Annotated in this window: 17 protein-coding genes; 6 read left to right on the top strand and 11 right to left on the bottom strand. The window is 71.7% G+C overall.

The annotated features are described in order from the left end of the window. Window positions 1–38 precede the first annotated feature (38 nt). From ACF07N_RS16775 to ACF07N_RS16765, 3 genes are all read right to left on the bottom strand, one after another. A complete protein-coding gene (locus ACF07N_RS16775) occupies window positions 39–1,694 on the bottom strand; it encodes a polyamine aminopropyltransferase (protein ID WP_392113220.1) in 1,656 nt (551 codons plus the stop codon). Window positions 1,695–1,816: 122 nt separating this feature from the next. Beyond that, window positions 1,817–2,344 carry a DUF2617 family protein gene (locus ACF07N_RS16770; RefSeq protein ID WP_392113217.1) on the bottom strand — a complete coding sequence of 176 codons (528 nt, stop codon included), beginning with the start codon at window positions 2,342–2,344 and terminating at the stop codon, window positions 1,817–1,819. Between the two features lie 569 nt (window positions 2,345–2,913). After that, on the bottom strand, window positions 2,914–3,207 hold the full coding sequence (locus ACF07N_RS16765; RefSeq protein WP_383341381.1) for a hypothetical protein: 294 nt from the start codon (window positions 3,205–3,207) through the stop codon (window positions 2,914–2,916). A gap of 128 nt (window positions 3,208–3,335) precedes the next feature. Between ACF07N_RS16765 and ACF07N_RS16760 the strand changes: the two genes are divergently transcribed. Next, complete coding sequence (locus ACF07N_RS16760; protein WP_392113214.1) at window positions 3,336–4,526, top strand: pyridoxal phosphate-dependent aminotransferase; 1,191 nt, start codon at window positions 3,336–3,338, stop codon at window positions 4,524–4,526. 70 nt (window positions 4,527–4,596) lie between these two features. Here the strand turns inward: ACF07N_RS16760 and ACF07N_RS16755 are convergent, their stop codons facing one another. The 4 genes from ACF07N_RS16755 to ACF07N_RS16740 form a co-directional block, all read right to left on the bottom strand. Beyond that, entirely contained in the window at window positions 4,597–4,983 is a 387-nt protein-coding gene (locus ACF07N_RS16755; protein ID WP_383341438.1) for a toxin-antitoxin system, toxin component, PIN family protein, read from the bottom strand. Beyond that, on the bottom strand, window positions 4,973–5,629 hold the full coding sequence (locus ACF07N_RS16750; RefSeq protein WP_392113211.1) for a DUF433 domain-containing protein: 657 nt from the start codon (window positions 5,627–5,629) through the stop codon (window positions 4,973–4,975). The genes ACF07N_RS16755 and ACF07N_RS16750 overlap by 11 nt, the downstream gene beginning before the upstream one ends. A 97-nt stretch (window positions 5,630–5,726) precedes the next feature. After that, complete coding sequence (locus tag ACF07N_RS16745) at window positions 5,727–6,596, bottom strand: hypothetical protein (protein ID WP_392113208.1); 870 nt, start codon at window positions 6,594–6,596, stop codon at window positions 5,727–5,729. Between the two features lie 366 nt (window positions 6,597–6,962). Next, a complete protein-coding gene (locus tag ACF07N_RS16740; RefSeq protein ID WP_383335597.1) occupies window positions 6,963–7,493 on the bottom strand; it encodes a YbjN domain-containing protein in 531 nt (176 codons plus the stop codon). 164 nt (window positions 7,494–7,657) lie between these two features. On the opposite strand from ACF07N_RS16740, the gene ACF07N_RS16735 reads away from it, so the two are divergent. Next, complete coding sequence (locus ACF07N_RS16735) at window positions 7,658–8,134, top strand: hypothetical protein (protein WP_392113205.1); 477 nt, start codon at window positions 7,658–7,660, stop codon at window positions 8,132–8,134. Between the two features lie 19 nt (window positions 8,135–8,153). On the opposite strand, the gene clpB is transcribed toward ACF07N_RS16735, so the two are convergent. Next, the gene (gene clpB / locus ACF07N_RS16730; RefSeq protein ID WP_392113202.1) at window positions 8,154–10,751 is read right to left on the bottom strand and encodes an ATP-dependent chaperone ClpB; all 2,598 of its coding nucleotides are present in this window, start codon (window positions 10,749–10,751) and stop codon (window positions 8,154–8,156) included. Between the two features lie 101 nt (window positions 10,752–10,852). On the opposite strand from clpB, the gene ACF07N_RS16725 reads away from it, so the two are divergent. Then, complete coding sequence (locus ACF07N_RS16725) at window positions 10,853–11,269, top strand: pyridoxamine 5'-phosphate oxidase family protein (protein ID WP_383335600.1); 417 nt, start codon at window positions 10,853–10,855, stop codon at window positions 11,267–11,269. 167 nt (window positions 11,270–11,436) lie between these two features. Here ACF07N_RS16725 and ACF07N_RS16720 read toward each other — a convergent pair whose 3' ends face one another. Continuing rightward, on the bottom strand, window positions 11,437–11,772 hold the full coding sequence (locus ACF07N_RS16720; protein ID WP_094054633.1) for a hypothetical protein: 336 nt from the start codon (window positions 11,770–11,772) through the stop codon (window positions 11,437–11,439). Between the two features lie 301 nt (window positions 11,773–12,073). Between ACF07N_RS16720 and ACF07N_RS16715 the strand changes: the two genes are divergently transcribed. Then, the gene (locus tag ACF07N_RS16715) at window positions 12,074–13,093 is read left to right on the top strand and encodes a helix-turn-helix transcriptional regulator (protein WP_383335601.1); all 1,020 of its coding nucleotides are present in this window, start codon (window positions 12,074–12,076) and stop codon (window positions 13,091–13,093) included. Continuing rightward, window positions 13,090–14,076 carry a LuxR C-terminal-related transcriptional regulator gene (locus tag ACF07N_RS16710; protein WP_392113198.1) on the top strand — a complete coding sequence of 329 codons (987 nt, stop codon included), beginning with the start codon at window positions 13,090–13,092 and terminating at the stop codon, window positions 14,074–14,076. The genes ACF07N_RS16715 and ACF07N_RS16710 overlap by 4 nt, the downstream gene beginning before the upstream one ends. On the opposite strand, the gene ACF07N_RS16705 is transcribed toward ACF07N_RS16710, so the two are convergent. Beyond that, window positions 14,039–15,082, bottom strand: coding sequence for a LuxR C-terminal-related transcriptional regulator (locus ACF07N_RS16705; protein ID WP_392113195.1), 1,044 nt, complete (start codon window positions 15,080–15,082; stop codon window positions 14,039–14,041). The genes ACF07N_RS16710 and ACF07N_RS16705 overlap by 38 nt on opposite strands. A 231-nt stretch (window positions 15,083–15,313) precedes the next feature. On the opposite strand from ACF07N_RS16705, the gene ACF07N_RS16700 reads away from it, so the two are divergent. Next, window positions 15,314–16,519, top strand: coding sequence for a DUF418 domain-containing protein (locus ACF07N_RS16700; RefSeq protein WP_392113192.1), 1,206 nt, complete (start codon window positions 15,314–15,316; stop codon window positions 16,517–16,519). Here ACF07N_RS16700 and ACF07N_RS16695 read toward each other — a convergent pair. Continuing rightward, on the bottom strand, window positions 16,512–17,621 hold the full coding sequence (locus ACF07N_RS16695; protein WP_392113189.1) for a sugar ABC transporter substrate-binding protein: 1,110 nt from the start codon (window positions 17,619–17,621) through the stop codon (window positions 16,512–16,514). The genes ACF07N_RS16700 and ACF07N_RS16695 overlap by 8 nt on opposite strands. Window positions 17,622–17,704 lie beyond the last annotated feature (83 nt).

The raw sequence follows: 17,704 nt of genomic DNA, 5'->3' as shown, positions 1-17,704 counted from the left end.
GCCCCGCCGGGCGTACTCTGCGGGCCGCCGGTGCCGTCTCAGTAGCGCGGATGCAGCAGCGTCGAAGCGGGCAGCCCCGCGATCCGCGTGCCGCGCGCCGCCCGTTCGCCCGCGGCGAGGGACGCGTCCGTCAGGACGCGGGGCCTGGGCCCGTCCGGGTCGAGCCGCGGCAGCGGCGGTGTGCGGGCGGCCAGGACGAAACCCCAGTCCCGGGGCGCCCGGGAGCGGTCTGCGGGCGTGCGGTCGGGCCCGACCGCGAACCCGGCGTGCCGGCCGCCGGCCCGGTAGGGGGCGGTCCCGAAGCCGGCCGCGCGCAGGGTGGATTCCACCGTCCAGTACACGCGCGGGCTGGACCGCACCGGCCCGGCGTGCACCACGACCCGGCCGCCCGGGGCCAGCACGCGCCGCGCGAGTCCGTAGAACTCCTGCGAGTACAGCTTCGTGCTCGCCGTGATGCCCGGGTCGGGCAGATCGGAGACGACCACGTCGTACGCCGCCGGGGGCGCGCCCCGCAGCCAGGCGAAGACGTCGCCGGTCGTCACGTGGACGCGGGGGTCGCCGAACGCGTGCTGGTTGAGCGTGGACAGGCCCGGGTCGGTGCGGGCCAACCGGACGACCTCGGCGTCGACTTCGACGACGTCGACCCGGTTCACGCCGGGGTGGCGCAGCACCTCGCGGGCCGCCAGTCCGTCCCCGCCGCCGAGGATCAGCACGCGCGTGTGCGGGCCGGTCATGGCCGGGTGGACGAGGGCCTCGTGATAGCGCCGCTCGTCCCGCTCGCTGACCCGCAGCCGCCCGTCCAGGAACAGGTCCAGGGGCCGGCCCCCCGTGCCCCCCTTGAGGACGACCTCCTGTACCCCGCTCTGCAGCGCCACACGCACGTCCGCGCCGTACACGGCGTGCCGCGCGGCCCGTTCGAAGTCGTCGACGAGGACGGCCGCAGAGGCGAGGACGGCCAGCACGAGCGCGTTGCCGAGCAGCAGCAGCCGGCGGGCCCGCCGGGTCAGGTCCCGGCGGAACAGCCCGAGCACCAGGGCGCAGCCGACGACCGCGTTGACCGCGCCGGTGAGCAGCGCGCCCGTCAACTGCCCGAAGAACGGCAGCAGCAGGAAGGGGAAGGCGAGTCCGCCGACCAGCGCGCCCACGTAGTCGGCGGCGAACAGGTCGGCCACGGCCCCGCCGGCGTCCTGCCGGCGGATGCGCTGGATCAGCTCCATCAGCAGCGGCACCTCGGCCCCGATGAGCAGTCCGGTGGCCAGGGAGAAGGCGACCAGGAGGCAGCGCGGCCCGCTCGCCCACACTCCGCCCCAGTCGCCGGTCCAGGCGAAGACCGCGTACAGGGCCATCGCGCTGCACCCGCCCACCAGCGCGAGGGCGGCCTCGACGGCACCGAAGCCGGCCGCGGCGCGGGGGCGCAGCCGCTTCGCGGCGAGGGAGCCGAGACCCATCGCGAAGACCATGACGGACAGCACGACGGAGGTCTGGGTAACCGAGTCGCCCATCAAGTACGCGGCGAGCGCGACGAGTTCCAGCTCGTACACGAGTCCGCAGGCCGCACAGACGAACACGCCCGCGAGGACCAGGAACCGTCCGGTGCCGGGCCGGACGGGCAGCGGTGCCGGGCCACCGGGGCCGCCCCGGGCGCTCCAGTGCGGCGGGGAACCGGGCGGGGCGGGCGCGTGCGGCTCGATCACGCTGCGACGTTACGTCACGTCTCGACCGCGGTCCGTCACCCACACGTGTGGTGCTGGTTTACGGCGGACCGATGCCGGTACGAGATCGGGTTCGGCACCGGATACGGTCGCCGCGGGCCGGTTCAGCGGACGGCGGCCGACGCCGGGACCCGCACGCCCACCTTGGTCCGGGTCGCCACCAACTGCCCGTCCTGCGGGTACGCGTGCCAGGTCCGCCAGTGCACCTGCCCCTCGTGGTGCTGGGCGAGCAGGGCCGTGAAGGCGTGCGGGCTGCCGGGGAAGACACCGGCGAGACCGTGCGGATGGTCGGAGACGAGGGCCAGCAACTCCTGCGCGCGGCCCGCGAAGGAGCCCGGCGAGAGGACCTCGACCCGGGCCGCGAACTCGTACTCCCAGTCGTCCACCCGCTTGGCCACGCCGAGCGGGAGCGGTGTGCTGCTGCCGGGGATGCACGCCACCGTCTCCGAGCAGGTGCCCCGCTCCTCCTCCAGCAGGACCTGGTGGGACGCGCCAAGGAGGCGCAACTGGAGTTTCCTGCCGGTCAGTTCGAGGTCGAGTGTGGCCAGTGCGGGAAGCGGCTCACGCCCCAGGGCCCAGGCGAGATCGGCCGCGCGTGTATCGGTGTAGGAGGTGTTCAGGGTCGTGAGCATGGATCGGCTCCGCAAGCACACAAGGAGAGGGAGGTGGGTCCGCTGCGCCCCGGTCGCACCCGGGTGAGCCGGCCCGGGCCGGCCCGGTCGGCCGGTTTCAGGAAGGTGTCCGCAAGACGTCCGAGAGGCTGCGTCGGTGAGGGAGAGGGAATCATGAACGGTGGCGTCACCACAGCGTTTTTACCCAAGTCCGTGGGGTTTCCATCCCTCAGAGGGCTCCACAGCTCAACTGTTCAACTACGGCGTGCGCCGGTGCCGGGGAGGCGTGCGCCGGTGCGCCCCGATGCACACCCGATGCCGGACCGGCCCGTCACCGGAGGAAGCGGCCGGATCCTGAAGTCACCTGATGCCACACGGGATTGCCCGCGTCACACGCTGAGGTGCCACGCCCCGCCCCCTTTTGTCCTACAGGCAGGAGAACGTGCCCGCACGCACGTGAAGTCACCCGACACACGTACGACGGATCCTCCGCTCGTGCACCCCGGGCACGGAAGCGCGGGGCCCGCCCCAGGTGCGGACCCCGCGCTCGGTGGTTGCGGCTTCCCCGTCGGGTGAGCGGCCGACCTCGGTCAGCTGCCCCCGCCGCCGCAGCCACCGCCACCGCCACCGCAGGACGACCCGCCTCCGCAGGACGAGCCGCCGCCGCAGGAGCTTCCCCCGTGGTGGCTGTCGCCGCCGGACGAACCGGAGTCTCCCCCGGCCCACCAGCTGCCGCTGCTGCTGTCGTGACGCGATCCGGTGGACGCCGCCGCCCCACGGCCGGCCGTCCGCGTGGGACGGCGGGAACCGCCCCTGCGGGCGAGAGACACCAGCGCCCCCACGAAGAGGACCCCGATCACCGCCAGGATGATGCCGACGAACATGGCGCCACCCTCCTTCCGTTTCCCCCGAAGCGGCCCCCCGTGGGCGCCTCGCACTTGCGTGCCGGGGAGATGCCCTCCCGCCACGCGCGCCAAAGCAGAGTTGAGGAACTCCAGAGCTTCGGCGCAGGATGACCGGCATGACCTCCAGTGCGCGCCCCCTCCTCAACCGCCGGCTCGCCGAGTTCGGGACGACGATCTTCGCCGAGATGTCGGCCCTGGCCCTGAGCACCGGGGCCATCAACCTCGGGCAGGGCTTCCCCGACACCGACGGCCCCGAGGAGGTCAGGGAGGCGGCCGTGCGGGCGCTGCGCGACGGGCGCGGCAACCAGTACCCGCCGGGCCCCGGCGTCCCCGAGCTGCGCACGGCGATCGCCGCCCACCAGCGGCGCCGCTACGGCCTGTCCTTCGACCCGGACACGGAGGTCCTGGTCACGGCCGGCGCCACGGAGGCCATCGCCGCCGCCCTGCTGGCGCTGGTGGAGCCCGGCGACGAGGTGGTCGCCCTGGAGCCGTACTACGACTCGTACGCGGCGTGCGTCGCGATGGCGGGCGGGCGCCGGGTGCCGGTGACGCTGCGCGCGGACCCGGCGGAGGGCCGCTTCCGGCTGGATCTCGACGAGCTGCGCGACGCCGTCACCGACCGGACCCGCCTGCTGCTGGTCAACACGCCGCACAACCCGACCGGCACGGTCCTCACCCGCGCGGAGCTGGCCGCGATCGCCGAGCTGGCGGTGGAGCGGGACCTGCTGGTGGTGACGGACGAGGTGTACGAGCACCTGGTCTTCGACGACGCCGAGCACGTGCCGCTGGCGACGTTCCCGGGGATGCGCGAGCGCACGGTGACGATCTCCTCCGCCGGCAAGACGTTCTCGTTCACGGGCTGGAAGGTCGGCTGGCTGACGGCGGCGCCCGAGCTGGTCACGGCGGTCCGCTCGGCGAAGCAGTACCTGACGTACGTCTCGGCGGGCCCGTTCCAGTACGCCGTCGCGGAGGCGCTGTCGCTGCCCGAGTCGTACTTCACGGACTTCCGCGACGACCTGCTGGACAAGCGGAACCTGCTGGCCACGGGTCTGGAGGCGGCCGGCTTCCGGGTCTTCCGCCCCTCGGGCACCTACTTCGTCACCACCGACATCCGCCCCCTCGGCGAGAGCGACGGCTTCGCCTTCTGCCGCGCCCTGCCGGAGCGCGCCGGAGTCGTCGCGATCCCCAACGCGGTCTTCTACGACCACCGCGAGGAGGGCGCCCCGTTCGTCCGCTTCGCGTTCTGCAAGCGGACGGGGGTGCTGCAGGAGGCCGCGAAGCGGCTGGGGGCGCTTTAGACACGCCGGGTGGCTTGTTCTCCGACTGCCGATTGCTTCCCGCTCGGCTTCCAGCCCGGACCGTTCCCCGTCACGGCCAGGTGCGTTCGATGCGGTCGCGTCGTACCGCGTAGGCGGCGGGACCACCCTTTCCCACTGCTCGATGGATCGCCTCACGGTGCGCGTCGAGCCGTTCCACCATCTCGACACTGCGCAGCTGCTGGTTGTCGAGGTAGAAGAGCACCGCTTCACGCTCAAGGACCGGTCGGATCTCCAGGTCCCGGCTCTTGATCCGGCCGTCCTTCGAGAGCGGCACCCATGACTGATCGAGACCGTGCGCGATCCACTCCTCGTCGGCGACGTCCTGTCCGTCGTCGGGGAAGACATCCCCGATGCGGTGAACAGTCCAGCCGCACGCCCTCAACCCCTCCGCGACGCGACGTCCGAGATTGCGGTCGAGGAAGAACTCAGGCGGCAAGGCGCACCACTGCCCGGCACAGCTCGTCGATCTGCTCGGGCGACATGTCGAAGTCGTACGCGATGTCCTCGACGCTCTCCCCGGCCTCCCAGAGGTCGGTGATGGCCTTGACCGCGACCCGATTGGCGGCCACGACGGGCATTCCGTGCCCGAACCTCGGGTCGATCACGACGGGTACGGAGTCCGGATACTGCCTGAGCCGCAGGCTGGAGGGAAAGTCGTCGTCGGCTTCCCAGTTCAGGTAGCGGAGGTAATCGGAGACCACCTCGTGGATGGGCGCCTGACCGTCCCGGGCCCTGCGGAGATCACCGAGTCCGTGTTCGACGAAGATGTCCACGCCGTCCGTCGCAATCCGCTTCGACACGAGGCCGTAGGGGGTGGCGAAGGCGTCCCGTACGGCCGCGGCCGCTTCCCTGATCTCACTCATCCGGAGCCCCAGAGAGCGTAGGGAACGCAGCACGTGAGCCTCGGCGACCGCGACGAACGGCACCGAGGGCTGCCCCTTGCGCAGCGGCTCGACCTGATGGACCAAGGGCGCCCCGGCAGCCCTGACCTTCAGCCAGGAATGGAGCGTCGACTGCGGGATCCCCAAGTAGGAGGCTGTTTCCGTGGGAGTCAGGAGCCCGTCGTTGAACCTGTCGACCATGCTCCGCCTCCTCCTGACATCTCGCCGAGTACCACGTTTCGCATCGTCGCATATCAAGACTGCCACCCAGGGGCCAACAGCCCACCCGCCCGCTGGCTCAGCCGGCCGCACGCAGGCGTTCCTCGCCGAAGCGGCCACGGCAGCTCCGGCAGTGTCCGGGCACTGGGGCGCGGAAGGCTCGCTCGCAGCCGTCGCAGGTTTGGAAGGGCAGTACGGCCGGACTCTCGCCCGGCTGGGGCCGAGGTGCCGGGGGTGGCACGGGCAGAGGAGTCTCCCGGAGCCGGAAGGCGAGGACGCTGGCCGGCCGAGCCCGGAAACGATCGGGGAGCCGTACGGTCAGAAGCTCCGTGATCTCCCGTGGCCCGACACCGGCCGCCAGCCACTCCGCGACGGCCGGCGCGAGTCGGGCGGCCTCCTGTGCAGACAGGACGAGACGAGGATCGACCCGGCGCAGTGCGGTCAGTACGGCGACGGCATCGGGGTCCGCGTCGGCGAGTGCGGGGGCCGAATCGCCCGGCTCCCGCGAGCGGGCGCCGCCTCCCTCGAGGGCCGAGGCCTCCGGGACGGTGGGCCTAGGGTGGGGCGGTTCCGGCGGCTCGGGCGGGACGTACGGGCCGCCACCGGGCACGTCGTAGAAGTACGTCCGGGTACGGACCTGTCCCGTGGGCGTCCGCTCGCGGCGGCGCTCCAGGTATCCGGCCGCTTCGAGTTCCCGAAGCGCTCGCGAGATGAGGATCTCGCCCTCGCTGAAGTGCTCGCACAGGGCGGCGATGCTCACGGGGGAGCCGTCGGGGAGGGAGGCGATGTACGCCGCGACGCCGACCGTGACCGCGCTGCCGCGTCGCTGGGCGAGGGCGTTGGAGATCACCGTGAAGTCGGCCGTCAGCCGGGTGCGTACGTGGATCACGCCGGAGGTCGGAGTTCCGGCGTCGGCGCGCAGGCGCGCGTTAGACTGCGGGTCAGCCATTGGGAAGGTTGGAGCTTCCTGATCGGTCAGGCCCTCGATCGGGATGCCAGTCCCGGCCGGGGGCCGTATCTGTTTGCGGTTGTCGCGGCGAACGTAACCGCCCGTGTCCCGCCCCTGCAAGCCGGTCACCCGCATGGGTGACGCGGGCTTCGCGGCCGGGGAGGGTGGGTGGGCGGGTAGTTCTTTCCCCGGTTCTTTCAGGAGGTCAGCGGCACGCCGGACCCTCGCGGACGAGGGTCCGGTGAACCCGCGATGTGCACTCTTCGCGCCGCAGGTTCTCGGGGGAGGCCCGGAAAAGACGTACGGCGCGTACGGCGCGCACCTTGCCCGTGCGCGCCGACGCGCCGTGAGAGGCCGCGGCGGGGCCTACTCCTCGTCGTCCCCGGGCTTCTCCGCCTCGTTGATCTCCTGCTCCAGGCCGAGCTGCTCGACGAGCCACTTGTCGAACTCGATCGCGGCGCGCACCCAGCTGACCGTCGAGGAGACGAAGTGCTCCAGGCTGACGCCCATGCCGATCAGCATCTGGGCCTCGCCGATCAGGCGGACCGTGCCGTCGTCGTGGGTGTGGCTGTAGACCTTGGGCCACAGGGTGCGGCGGTTCCAGTCGTCGATCGACTCCAGGATCTGCGGCTTGGCCTCGATCCCGTGAGGCCGGTCGTAGAAGGTCCGCACGGAGAAGACCTGCTGGTCTCCCTCTCCACGGAACATGAAGTACGTGCGGAACTGCTCCCACGGCGCCGCGAGGTCTCCCTCGTCGTCGACGACGTACTTGAGCTCCATCTGGTCGAGGAGCTGCTTCACGAGGTCCTGATCCGGGACGACGGGGCCCGCCGGTCCTTGCGGCTGCGGCTCGGGCTGGCCCCCGAAGTTCGGAATCGAGGACGGGTCGATGGTCACCGTGATTTTCCCTTCGTACGGATTCCGCCATCCTCCCCCATGCGGGGAGGGGGGTGGCAAGCCCCGACAGGCCCTGTCAGCCCTCGGCTGACACGATCCGGTCAACCGCAACCTCCGGGTGCCGTACCCCGTCTTCCCGGGTGGCGGGCGAAGGGGGCGGTGGCGTGGTCGCGGCGGAGCGGGGTCGTACCCGGTGGGCGCTGGTCCTGCCGTTCCTGGCGGTGCCGGTCCTGGTCCTCGGGTTCCTCGTCATCGGCATGTTCATGTGGGCCTGGCAGGACGGGAACGAGGACGAGCGCGCCGGCGCGGCGGCCGCGGTCCCGTGCGCCGAGGCCCTGTCCTTCGGCGGCGCCGGGCGTCCCGGGGGTGCCGAGGTGCGGGACTGCACGGTGCAGCACGGCATCGACACCGCCTACGCGGCCGTGCTGCGGATGCCCCGCGGGGACGTACGGGACTGGCTGCGCGCCACGTACCCGGACGCCCCGGAGCCCCGCACGGGCGGCTCCTGCGGGGCGCTCTGCCTCGACGTGACCCATGAGGAGGGCCTGCCGGGCACCGCGGAGGCGCACGTGGTGCAGGTGCGGGTGGAGTACGAGAACGCCGAGACGGCGCGGGTGCGCTTCTCGGCGTTCACGATGTGACCGGCGGCGTCCGGGCCGCCTACAGCGTCCTGCCCGTGGCCGGGCCCACCAGGAGCCCGTCCTCGAAGCGGTCCACCCGGACCGTGTCGCCGTCCTTGATCTCCCCGGAGAGGATCTCCTTGGCGAGGCGGTCGCCGATGGCCGACTGGACGAGCCGCCGCAGCGGCCGGGCCCCGTACGCCGGGTCCAGGCCCTCCTCGGCGAGCCAGGCCAGGGCCTCGGGCGTGATGTCGAGGGTGAGGCGCCGCTCCGCGAGCCGCTTGGCCAGCCGGTCGATCTGGAGCTTGGCGATGCGCTCCAGCTCCGGCTTGGTCAGCGCGGCGAAGACGACCAGGTCGTCCAGGCGGTTGAGGAACTCCGGCTTGAAGGAGCTGCGCACCACCTCCAGCACCTGTTCCTTCTTCTCCTCCTCGCTGGTGATCGGGTCGACCAGGAACTGGCTGCCCAGGTTCGACGTCAGCACCAGGATCGTGTTACGGAAGTCGACCGTGCGGCCCTGCCCGTCGGTGAGGCGCCCGTCGTCGAGCACCTGGAGCAGGATGTCGAAGACCTCGGGGTGGGCCTTCTCGACCTCGTCGAGCAGCACGACGGAGTAGGGCCGCCTGCGCACGGCCTCGGTGAGCTGGCCGCCCTCCTCGTAGCCGACGTACCCGGGCGGGGCGCCGACGAGGCGGGCCACGCTGTGCTTCTCGCTGTACTCCGACATGTCGATGCGGACCATGGCCCGCTCGTCGTCGAAGAGGAAGTCGGCGAGGGCCTTGGCCAGCTCGGTCTTGCCGACGCCGGTGGGGCCGAGGAAGAGGAAGGACCCGGTGGGCCGGTCGGGGTCGGCGATCCCGGCGCGGGACCGGCGTACGGCGTCGGACACGGCCCGCACGGCCTCGCTCTGCCCGATGAGCCGCTTGCCCAGCTCGTCCTCCATGCGCAGCAGCTTCTGCGTCTCGCCCTCCATCAGCCGCCCGGCGGGGATGCCGGTCCAGGAGGCGACGACGTCGGCGATGTCGTCGGCGCCGACCTCCTCCTTGACCATGGTGTCCCTGGCCACCTCCTCCTCGGCCTCGGACGCGGCCTCCAGGTCGCGCTCCAGGGCCGGGATCTCGCCGTACAGCAGCTTGGAGGCGGTGTCGAAGTCGCCGTCGCGCTGGGCGCGTTCGGCCTGGCCGCGCAGGTCGTCGAGGCGTTCCTTCAGCTCACCGACGCGGTTGAGGGACTGCTTCTCCTTCTCCCAGCGGGCGGTCAGGCCGCGCAGCTCCTCCTCCTTGTCGGCGAGGTCGCGGCGCAGCTTCTCCAGCCGCTCGCGGGAGGCGGCGTCGGTCTCCTTGCCGATCGCCAGCTCCTCCATCTTCAGCCGGTCGACGGCGCGCTGCAGTTCGTCGATCTCGACGGGCGAGGAGTCGATCTCCATGCGCAGGCGGGAGGCGGCCTCGTCGACGAGGTCGATGGCCTTGTCGGGCAGGAAGCGGGAGGTGATGTACCGGTCGGAGAGGGTGGCGGCGGCGACGAGCGCGCTGTCGGCGATCTGCACCTTGTGGTGGGCCTCGTAGCGGCCCTTGAGTCCGCGCAGGATCGCGATGGAGTCCTCGACGGTCGGCTCGGCGACCAGCACCTGCTGGAAGCGGCGCTCCAGGGCCGGGTCCTTCTCGATCCGCTCGCGGTACTCGTCGAGGGTGGTGGCGCCGACCATGCGCAGTTCGCCGCGGGCCAGCATGGGCTTGAGCATGTTGCCGGCGTCCATGGCGGAGTCACCGCCGGCTCCGGCCCCGACGACGGTGTGCAGCTCGTCGATGAAGGTGATGATCTGGCCGTCGGAGTCCTTGATCTCGGCCAGGACGGTCTTCAGCCGCTCCTCGAACTCACCCCGGTACTTGGCGCCCGCGACCATCGCGCCCAGGTCGAGCGCGACGAGCCGCTTGTCCTTCAGCGACTCGGGCACGTCGCCCTTGACGATCCGCTGGGCGAGCCCCTCGACGACGGCGGTCTTGCCGACGCCGGGCTCGCCGATCAGCACGGGGTTGTTCTTGGTGCGCCGCGACAGCACCTGCACCACGCGCCGGATCTCCTGGTCCCGGCCGATGACCGGGTCGAGCTTGCCCTCCCGCGCGGCGGCGGTGAAGTCGGTCCCGAACTTCTCCAGGGCCTTGTACTGGCCCTCGGGGTCGGCGGTGGTCACGCGGCGCTGTCCTCGTGTCTTCTGGAAGGCGGCCTGGAGCTTCTTCGCGTCGGCGCCCTGCCGGGAGAGCACCTCGCCGGCCGCGCCGCCCTTCGCGGCGATGCCGATGAGCAGATGCTCCGTGGAGAGGTACTCGTCGCCGAGGTCCTTGGCACGGGCCTGCGCGTCGGCGACGACGGCGAGCATCTCGCGGTTGGGCTGGGGCGGCGCGACGGTCGACCCGGTCACGCTGGGCAGCCCGGCGAGCACGCGCTCGGCGCCGGAGCGGACGGCGGCCTGGTCGGCGTCGACCGCGGCGAGCAGGTCGGTGATGTTCTCGTTGTCCTGCCCCTGGAGCAGTGCGAGGAGCAGGTGGGCGGGGGTGAGGTCGGGGTGCCCCTCGGTCACGGCCCGGTTGCTGGCAGCGTTGATCGCGTCCCGGCTCCGGTTGGTCAGCTCGGCGTCCACGTTCGCGTTCTCCTCCTTGCACTGACCCGAACGACTTACACAAAGTTGAGTCTACTGCACTCAAGGGCGGGCCGGGAGGGAGCAGGGGTTAAGTTCCGGGTATGGCGACCAAGTACTCCGTCGATCCGGGAGCACCGGACCCGTCGTACCTCGGCTTCTGGCGGGAACGGCACCTGTGCACCCTGACGACGCTCCGCCCGGACGGCACACCGCACGTGGTACCCGTCGGGGTGACCTACGATCCCGCGGCCCGGCTCGCCCGGGTCATCACCAACCGGACGAGCGCGAAGGTGCGGCACGTGCTGGCCGCCGGGGAGGAGGGGGCGGCGGTCGCCGTCTGCCAGCTGGAGGGGCGGCGCTGGGCGACCCTGGAGGGCCGGGCCTTCGTCCGCACCGAACCGGACCGGGTCGCGGAGGCGGAGCGCCGCTACGCGGAGCGCTACGGGCGGACGCCCTCACCGAACCCGTCGCGCGTGGTCATCGAGATACACCTGACGCGGGCGCTGGGGCGCGGCTGACGGAAGTGAACATCCACACCGGTGATCGACTGGTTCCAGCCACGAGGACAGCGGGCGGATACCCGGAAATGTCCCCGCAAACTGCAGCGGCGTCACCGTGTTCAGGTCACGGTGACGCCGCTGCGGGGGGAAGCACCTGAGCGATCTGTTACGACGGGGGAATCGCGTCAGGCACTGCGGGGGGTGGCAGAGATGGTCCGCGGGACAGGCGAGTCGGCCTCCACCTGCTGGTGGTCCCGTTGGTCCAGGTTCACAAAGATCATTCCGTACCGCACGGCACATCGCACTGGCTGCGGCGCCCCCCGAGGCCGCCGCAGACACCGGTACGCCCGTACGTCTCCGTCCTCGTCCCGGGTGACGACGACCGGCTCGCCGAACACGGTCACCATCAGCGAGTCACCGCTGTGGGGGATGGCGGTGACCAGGTCGATGAAGTGCCAGCCGGAGCGGTAGGCGGTGGCCATTTCACGCCGGAAGGAGCGGTCGTCGGGTGGAGTGGTCACGGTCAGCTCCCGGCTTCGTCAGCACCGGGAACCGCGGAGTCTCCCCTGCTGCCGGCGTCAGAATTCACCGCCGCCGAAGGCCAGACACTGTTCGCCCGTACGTCGTCCTTCACATCGGAAAAGCCCCCGAGCACACCCAGGGCCGCGGCGACGGAGAAGGCGGCGACAAGCACCGAGCGAAGCATTCTGCTGCACATAGTCGGCTTCGTCCTCACTTGAAGGTCCCCTTTTCCCCCGTCGAGTACGACGATGGCTCATTCGGGCACGTCATGGCCACAGAATCGATGCATCATGTTCCTGCATGTTCAGGACCCTGGGGGGTGGAGATTTGGGATCAAATCAGACTAACGAGACACATCCCCATCCGATTACGGAGTTGTGCGGGGAAGGTGGACGCCTTTACACCACCGCACTGCGCGCCGGACGTCTGGCGCGCAAGGACGCCGACGCCGCACCCTGTCTGATCGAGCTGGATCTGCTCCACCCCGATCCCGACGACCCGCTCTGGCTCCGCCCCGTCCCTCCTGTAGTAGCCCTCTCACGGCAGCTCAACCCCCTGGAGCAGGAGATAGCGGACCGCAGGCGGCGGGCGATCGACCTCGCGGAGACCTTCCAGCCGTTCATGGCCCTCGGCGCCCAGGTGGCCACCACCAGCGACTCCATCACGGTCCTGGAGGGCGGCGAGCGGATCAACGCCGCGCTGAACCTGGCCACCTCCCAGTGCCAGAAGGAGATGCTCACCCTGCAGCCCAGCGACCGGGTGTCCGAACGCAGCCTGCTGCAGGGGATGAAACGCGACAGGCCGCTGATAGAACGCGGTGTGCGCATCCGCACGGTGTACCAGCACACGGCGCGCTACAACCCGGAGCAACTGGCCTACTCCGCCCGGCTCGCCGACGGCAAGGCGGAATACCGCACGATCGACGAGCTCGTGGAGCGGCTGATCATCTGCGACGAGACCGTCGCCTTCATCCCGACCCGCGACGACCAGCAGGTCGCGCTGGAGCTGCGGCACCCGGGGATCATCCGGTACCTGATCAAGGTGTTCGAGTTCATCTGGAACCGGGCCGTCCCGCTGAGCGAGACCACCCCCTACGAGATCGCGCCGGACGGCATCACCGAGATCCAGTACTCGATAGCCAAGCTGCTGGTCGAGGGGCACGTCGACGAGGCCATCGCCCGCCGCCTGGGCATGAACGTGCGCACCTGCCGGGCCCACATCGCCAAGCTGGCCTCGCTGCTGGGCAGCGGCAGCCGCGCCCAACTGGGCTACCTCATCGCGCAGTCGGGGATCCTGGAGCGCGAGGGAGCGCCCGAGTGAGCGCACGGCACCACGAGCACGGCGTGGAGGACCTCTGCGCCACGGGCCTGGAGTTGTACGAACGCGCCTTGCGGCAAGGGGAGTTGGCGGACGGAGAGGACCGGGCCGCCCCCTGCCTCGTCGACCTCGGTCTGCTGCACCCGGCCATCGACGACCCCACGAGGCTGCACCCCGTCGCGCCGGTCGTCGCACTGCACCGGCTGCTGCGCGGCTCCGAGGAGCGGATCGCCGAGGAGCGGCGGCGAGAGGCACGGCTGGCCGAGACCTTCGGTGACCTCATGCGGATCGCCGGGCCCCGGTCCGCCTCCGGCGACACGCCCACCCTCCGGCTGCTCACCGGGACGGAGCGGATCAACCGGGCCATCACCGACGCCATGGGCGAGGCCGGTGAGGAAGTGATCACCGTCCAGCCCCGCGCCGGCCTGACCGGCGAACGCGGCCAGGCCGCCGACGCCGCGTCCCTCGGCCGCGACCAGGCCGCACTGGACCGCGGGTGCCGGATCCGGACCCTGTACCCGCACACACTGCGCCACTTCCCGACCATCCGCGCCCGGTGCGAGCGGCTGCGGGGCGACGTGGAGCTGCGCTCGCTGGACGAGGTCCCCGACCGTCTCATCCTCATCGACCGCTCGGTGGCCTTCCTGCCGGCCGACGAGGACGGCCGGCTCGCCCTGGAGATACGCCACCCGGCCATCGTCGGGTATCTGACCACGGCCTTCGACCGCCTCTGGCGGCTGGCCACGCCCATGTACCCCGAAGCCGCCCCCCAGCCCTCCCACGACGGCATCACCCCCCGCCAGCGCGCCATCGCCGCCCTCCTCGTCGAGGGCCACACCGACGCCGTCATCGCCGACCGGCTCGGGATGAACGTCCGTACCGCGCGCGTCCACATCGCCAAGCTCGCCGCGACGCTGGGCAGCGAGAGCCGGGCTCAGCTCGGGTATCTCATCGGGCGGTCCGGGATTCTCGACCGGGAACACTGACCTGCCGGGCGGCGGCCGCCCGCGGAGGCCCGTCCAGGCCCGCCTGGGCGATGCGCACGCCCAGCTGGGTACGGCTCGCCGCCCCCAGCGTCTCCGACAGCCGCGCGATGTGGGCCCGGCAGGTGCGGACGCTGATCCCCAGGCGCTCCGCGATCACCGCGTCCTGGTGGCCCTCCGCCAGCAGCGCCGCGATCGACTGCTCCCGGTGGGAGATGCCCTCGATGCCCGTGTCGGGCAGCGGGGCCGTCAGCGGGATCGCCAGCCGCCACAGCCGTTCGAAGACCGTGACCAGGTACGCGACGATCGCCGGGTGCCGCAGCTCCAGCGCCATCGTGCGGTCGCTGTTGGCCGGGATGAACGCCACCGTCCGGTCGAAGAGGATCAGCCGGTCGATGACCTCGTCCAGCGTGCGCGCCTCGACCGCGTCGCCCATCAGCTCCAGATACGTGAGCAACCCCTGCCCGTGCCGGGCGACATGGGTGTACAGGTCCCGCATCCGCACCCCGCGGCCCCGCAGCGCCAGCGCCCGGTGCAGCCCCTCGGAGAGCTCCGCCTCACGCCGGATGCCGCCCGGCTGCACGGTGAGCACCTCGGTCGTGCACGCCTGCGTCGCCTCGTCCATCGCCGCCTGGATGCGGGCGAGTCCGTCCAGGACCCGGATCGCCGGGCCCTCGGCGGCCGACGCGGCCGGCTGCACCTGGCGGCCCAGCCCGGCGTACCGCTCGAACGCCGCCACGGCCGACCCCACCCGCCGCTGGCTCGCGCTGACCTCGTCGTACATCCCGCGCAGCAGCCGGGTCATGACCTCCTGCGGCGAGGTCGGCACCAGCCAGTCCATGTCGTCCGGATCCGGGTGCAGCAGGGCGAGTTCCAGCAGGCAGGGCACCGGCTCGGCGTCCCGGCGCGCCACCCGGCCCCGCCGCACGGCCCGGGAATACACGCGATCCCCGGCCTCGCACAGTCGGTCGGCACCGTGTGGATGCTCCTCCGTCCCGTGCCCGGCCATCGCCCATCCCACCCCCGATTGCGCCGTCTTCCGCAGCGCAACTATGCGCGGCCCGCTCCTGCTCCGCAACACGGCTCCCCCGGGCGCGCGTTCCTTTTTGCGCCATTCGGCCCGTGAACCCGCCTGCCCCGCACGGCCGTTGCGCACGGCGGTGATGCCGGGTGCGCGGCCGGTGTGCGACCGTGGTGATCACGGGCCGGGACCGGGCCCGCCTGCCGGTGAGGGAGAGAGATGAACGACCCGGGGGAACCGGCGGCCCACGGGCGTCTGCCCGCCGTCGACGCGCTGCGCGGCTTCGCCCTGCTGGGCATCCTCGTGGTCAACAGCGCCCAGATGATGAACCCTTACGAGGCGGAAGGGTTCCGTGACCCCGGCGCGACGCCCGTGGACCAGGCCGCCGCGTGGCTGGTGACGGCGCTCGCGTCGGGCAAGTTCTACCTGCTGTTCTCGTTCCTGTTCGGCTACAGCTTCACGCTGCAGACGGCCGCCGCCGAACGGGACGGCGGGAGGGCGGCGGCGCGCTTCCTGCGCCGCTCCCTGGGCCTGGTGCTGCTCGGCCTGGCGCACGCCGTCCTGCTGTACACCGGCGACATCCTCATGGCCTACGGCCTGCTCGGACTGGTCCTGCTGTGGGCGCGGCGGATCGCACCGGCCACGGCCGTGCGGACCGCCGCCTGGATCTACGGGGTGTTCGGCACCGTCCTCACCGGGCTGGGGGCGCTCGCCGCGACGGTGGACGAGGAGGAGCCCGTCCCGCACGGGGAGATCGCGCGGGCCGTGGCCGCCTACCGCGGCACCGCGGGCACGGTCGTGCGCGAGAACCTGGACCGGCTGCCCCTCGTCCTCGCCGCCGCCCTGCTCATGGCCCCGGGCGTGCTCGCGGCGTTCTTCGCCGGTCTGGCCGCGGGCAAGCGGCGCCTGCTCGCGCCCGGCGGCACGGACCGTGCCCGGCTGCGGCGGATCACCGCCCTGGGGCTGGCGGCCGGGATCCCGGGCGCCGTCTTCCACGCCTCGGCGTCCCAGGGGCCGCTGCACGAGCGCTGGCAGCTGCTGGGCGTCGGCGTGGGCACGCTGACGGCGCCCGCCCTGGCGGCCGCGTACGGCTGCCTGCTGCTGCTCCTGCTGGACTCGCCGCGGGGGGAGCGGGTCCGGCGGCTGTTCGTCCCGGCGGGCCGCCTGGCGCTCACGAACTACCTGGGGCAGTCCCTGATCGTGACGGGGGTGGCCACGGCGTACGGCCTGTCCCTGTACGGGCGCCTGGGGGCGGCCGCCGTGCTGGTGCTCGCGCTCGCCGTGTACGCGCTCCAGCTGGCCCTCAGCACGGCGTGGCTGCGGCGCTTCCGGCACGGGCCCGCCGAGTGGCTGCTGCGGGCGCTCACCCTGGCGGCCCGCCCGGGCCGGGCCCGCGCACCACGGGCACCGGAACCGGCTAGTTGAGGCCGGCCGACTCGCACGCCGCCTTGTACTTGGAGGTGCAGATGTCCGACACCTTGTAGATGTCGTCGGCCACGACCGTGTCCGCGATGTTCTCCTTGGTCAGCGCGACCACCGGCACGAGCTGGGCCGGGATGGCCTTGTGGGTGGGGCTGTCGACCTTGTCGCGGGTGAGGGCGGCGAACTGGATGTCCCGGCCCTGCACCTTGGCGACCGCCATCTCCGCGGCGTTCTCCGCCTCCTGCGGGTACGACTTGTAGACGCTCATGTACTGGTCGCCGACGAGGATCCGCTGCACGGCGGCGAGTTCCGCGTCCTGCCCGGTGATCGGCGGCAGGTCGCTCACGCCCGCGGCCTGCAGGGCCTTGACGATGCCGCCGGCCATGCCGTCGTTGGCCGAGTAGACGGCCTTGATGTTGTCCTTGCCGATCTTCGCGATGGCCTCGGCCATGTTGGCCTGGGCGTTCTCCGGCTTCCAGTCCTTGGTGTCGAAGGACTGCGCGATCGTCACCTTGCCGTTCAGCTCGGACATCGCCCCGGCCTTGAACTGCTTGGCGTTGGGGTCCGTCGGCGAGCCGTTCATCATGACGATCTTGTCGGTGAGGCTCGCGTCCTCGCCGATGGCCTCCAGCAGGGAGCGGCCCTGGACCTCGCCGACCAGCTCGTTGTCGAAGGAGATGTACGCCTCGATCGGGCCCTCGGCCAGCCGGTCGTAGGCGATGACGGGGATGCCGGCGTCCTTGGCCTTCTGCACGCCCTCGGCGATGGCGTGCGAGTCGACCGCGTCCAGCAGGATCACGTCGACCCGGTCGTCGATCATCTGCTGCATCTGGTCGGCCTGCTTGGCGGCGCTCGCCTCGGCGTTGGCGTACTGCACGCGGCCCTTGTCGTTGGTGAGGGACTCGACCTTCCGCTTGATGATCGGGTAGTCGAAGTTCTCGTAGCGCGTGTTCGCCTTCTCCGGCAGCAGCAGGCCCACCGTGATGTCGTTGCCCTTGGTCGGGCTCGCGTCGTCGCTGCTCCCGGTCGCGTTGAGGACGCCGCAGCCGGCGAGCGGGACGGAGAGCGTGGCGGCGGCCACGGATATGGCGATACGACGACGCATGCGGAAGCTCACTTCGCGTGTGATTGGGACGTGGGCACAGCTTTGCGACCCATGTGTCTGAAAAGACAACGCGGAGGCGCCCC

Source organism: Streptomyces sp. NPDC015242 (assembly GCF_043079125.1).
Taxonomy (GTDB): domain Bacteria; phylum Actinomycetota; class Actinomycetes; order Streptomycetales; family Streptomycetaceae; genus Streptomyces.
This window is presented reverse-complemented; position numbering and strand designations above follow the sequence as displayed.

Excerpts from the sequence above, each read along its gene's own strand:
- ACF07N_RS16770 (WP_392113217.1), bottom strand. The coding sequence starts at position 2,344 with ATGCTCACGACCCTGAACACCTCCTACACCGATACACGCGCGGCCGAT.
- ACF07N_RS16765 (WP_383341381.1), bottom strand. The coding sequence starts at position 3,207 with ATGTTCGTCGGCATCATCCTGGCGGTGATCGGGGTCCTCTTCGTGGGG.
- ACF07N_RS16760 (WP_392113214.1), top strand. The coding sequence starts at position 3,336 with ATGACCGGCATGACCTCCAGTGCGCGCCCCCTCCTCAACCGCCGGCTC.
- ACF07N_RS16750 (WP_392113211.1), bottom strand. The coding sequence starts at position 5,629 with ATGGTCGACAGGTTCAACGACGGGCTCCTGACTCCCACGGAAACAGCC.
- ACF07N_RS16745 (WP_392113208.1), bottom strand. The coding sequence starts at position 6,596 with ATGGCTGACCCGCAGTCTAACGCGCGCCTGCGCGCCGACGCCGGAACT.
- ACF07N_RS16725 (WP_383335600.1), top strand. The coding sequence starts at position 10,853 with ATGGCGACCAAGTACTCCGTCGATCCGGGAGCACCGGACCCGTCGTAC.
- ACF07N_RS16715 (WP_383335601.1), top strand. The coding sequence starts at position 12,074 with ATGTTCAGGACCCTGGGGGGTGGAGATTTGGGATCAAATCAGACTAAC.
- ACF07N_RS16705 (WP_392113195.1), bottom strand. The coding sequence starts at position 15,082 with ATGGCCGGGCACGGGACGGAGGAGCATCCACACGGTGCCGACCGACTG.
- ACF07N_RS16700 (WP_392113192.1), top strand. The coding sequence starts at position 15,314 with ATGAACGACCCGGGGGAACCGGCGGCCCACGGGCGTCTGCCCGCCGTC.
- ACF07N_RS16695 (WP_392113189.1), bottom strand. The coding sequence starts at position 17,621 with ATGCGTCGTCGTATCGCCATATCCGTGGCCGCCGCCACGCTCTCCGTC.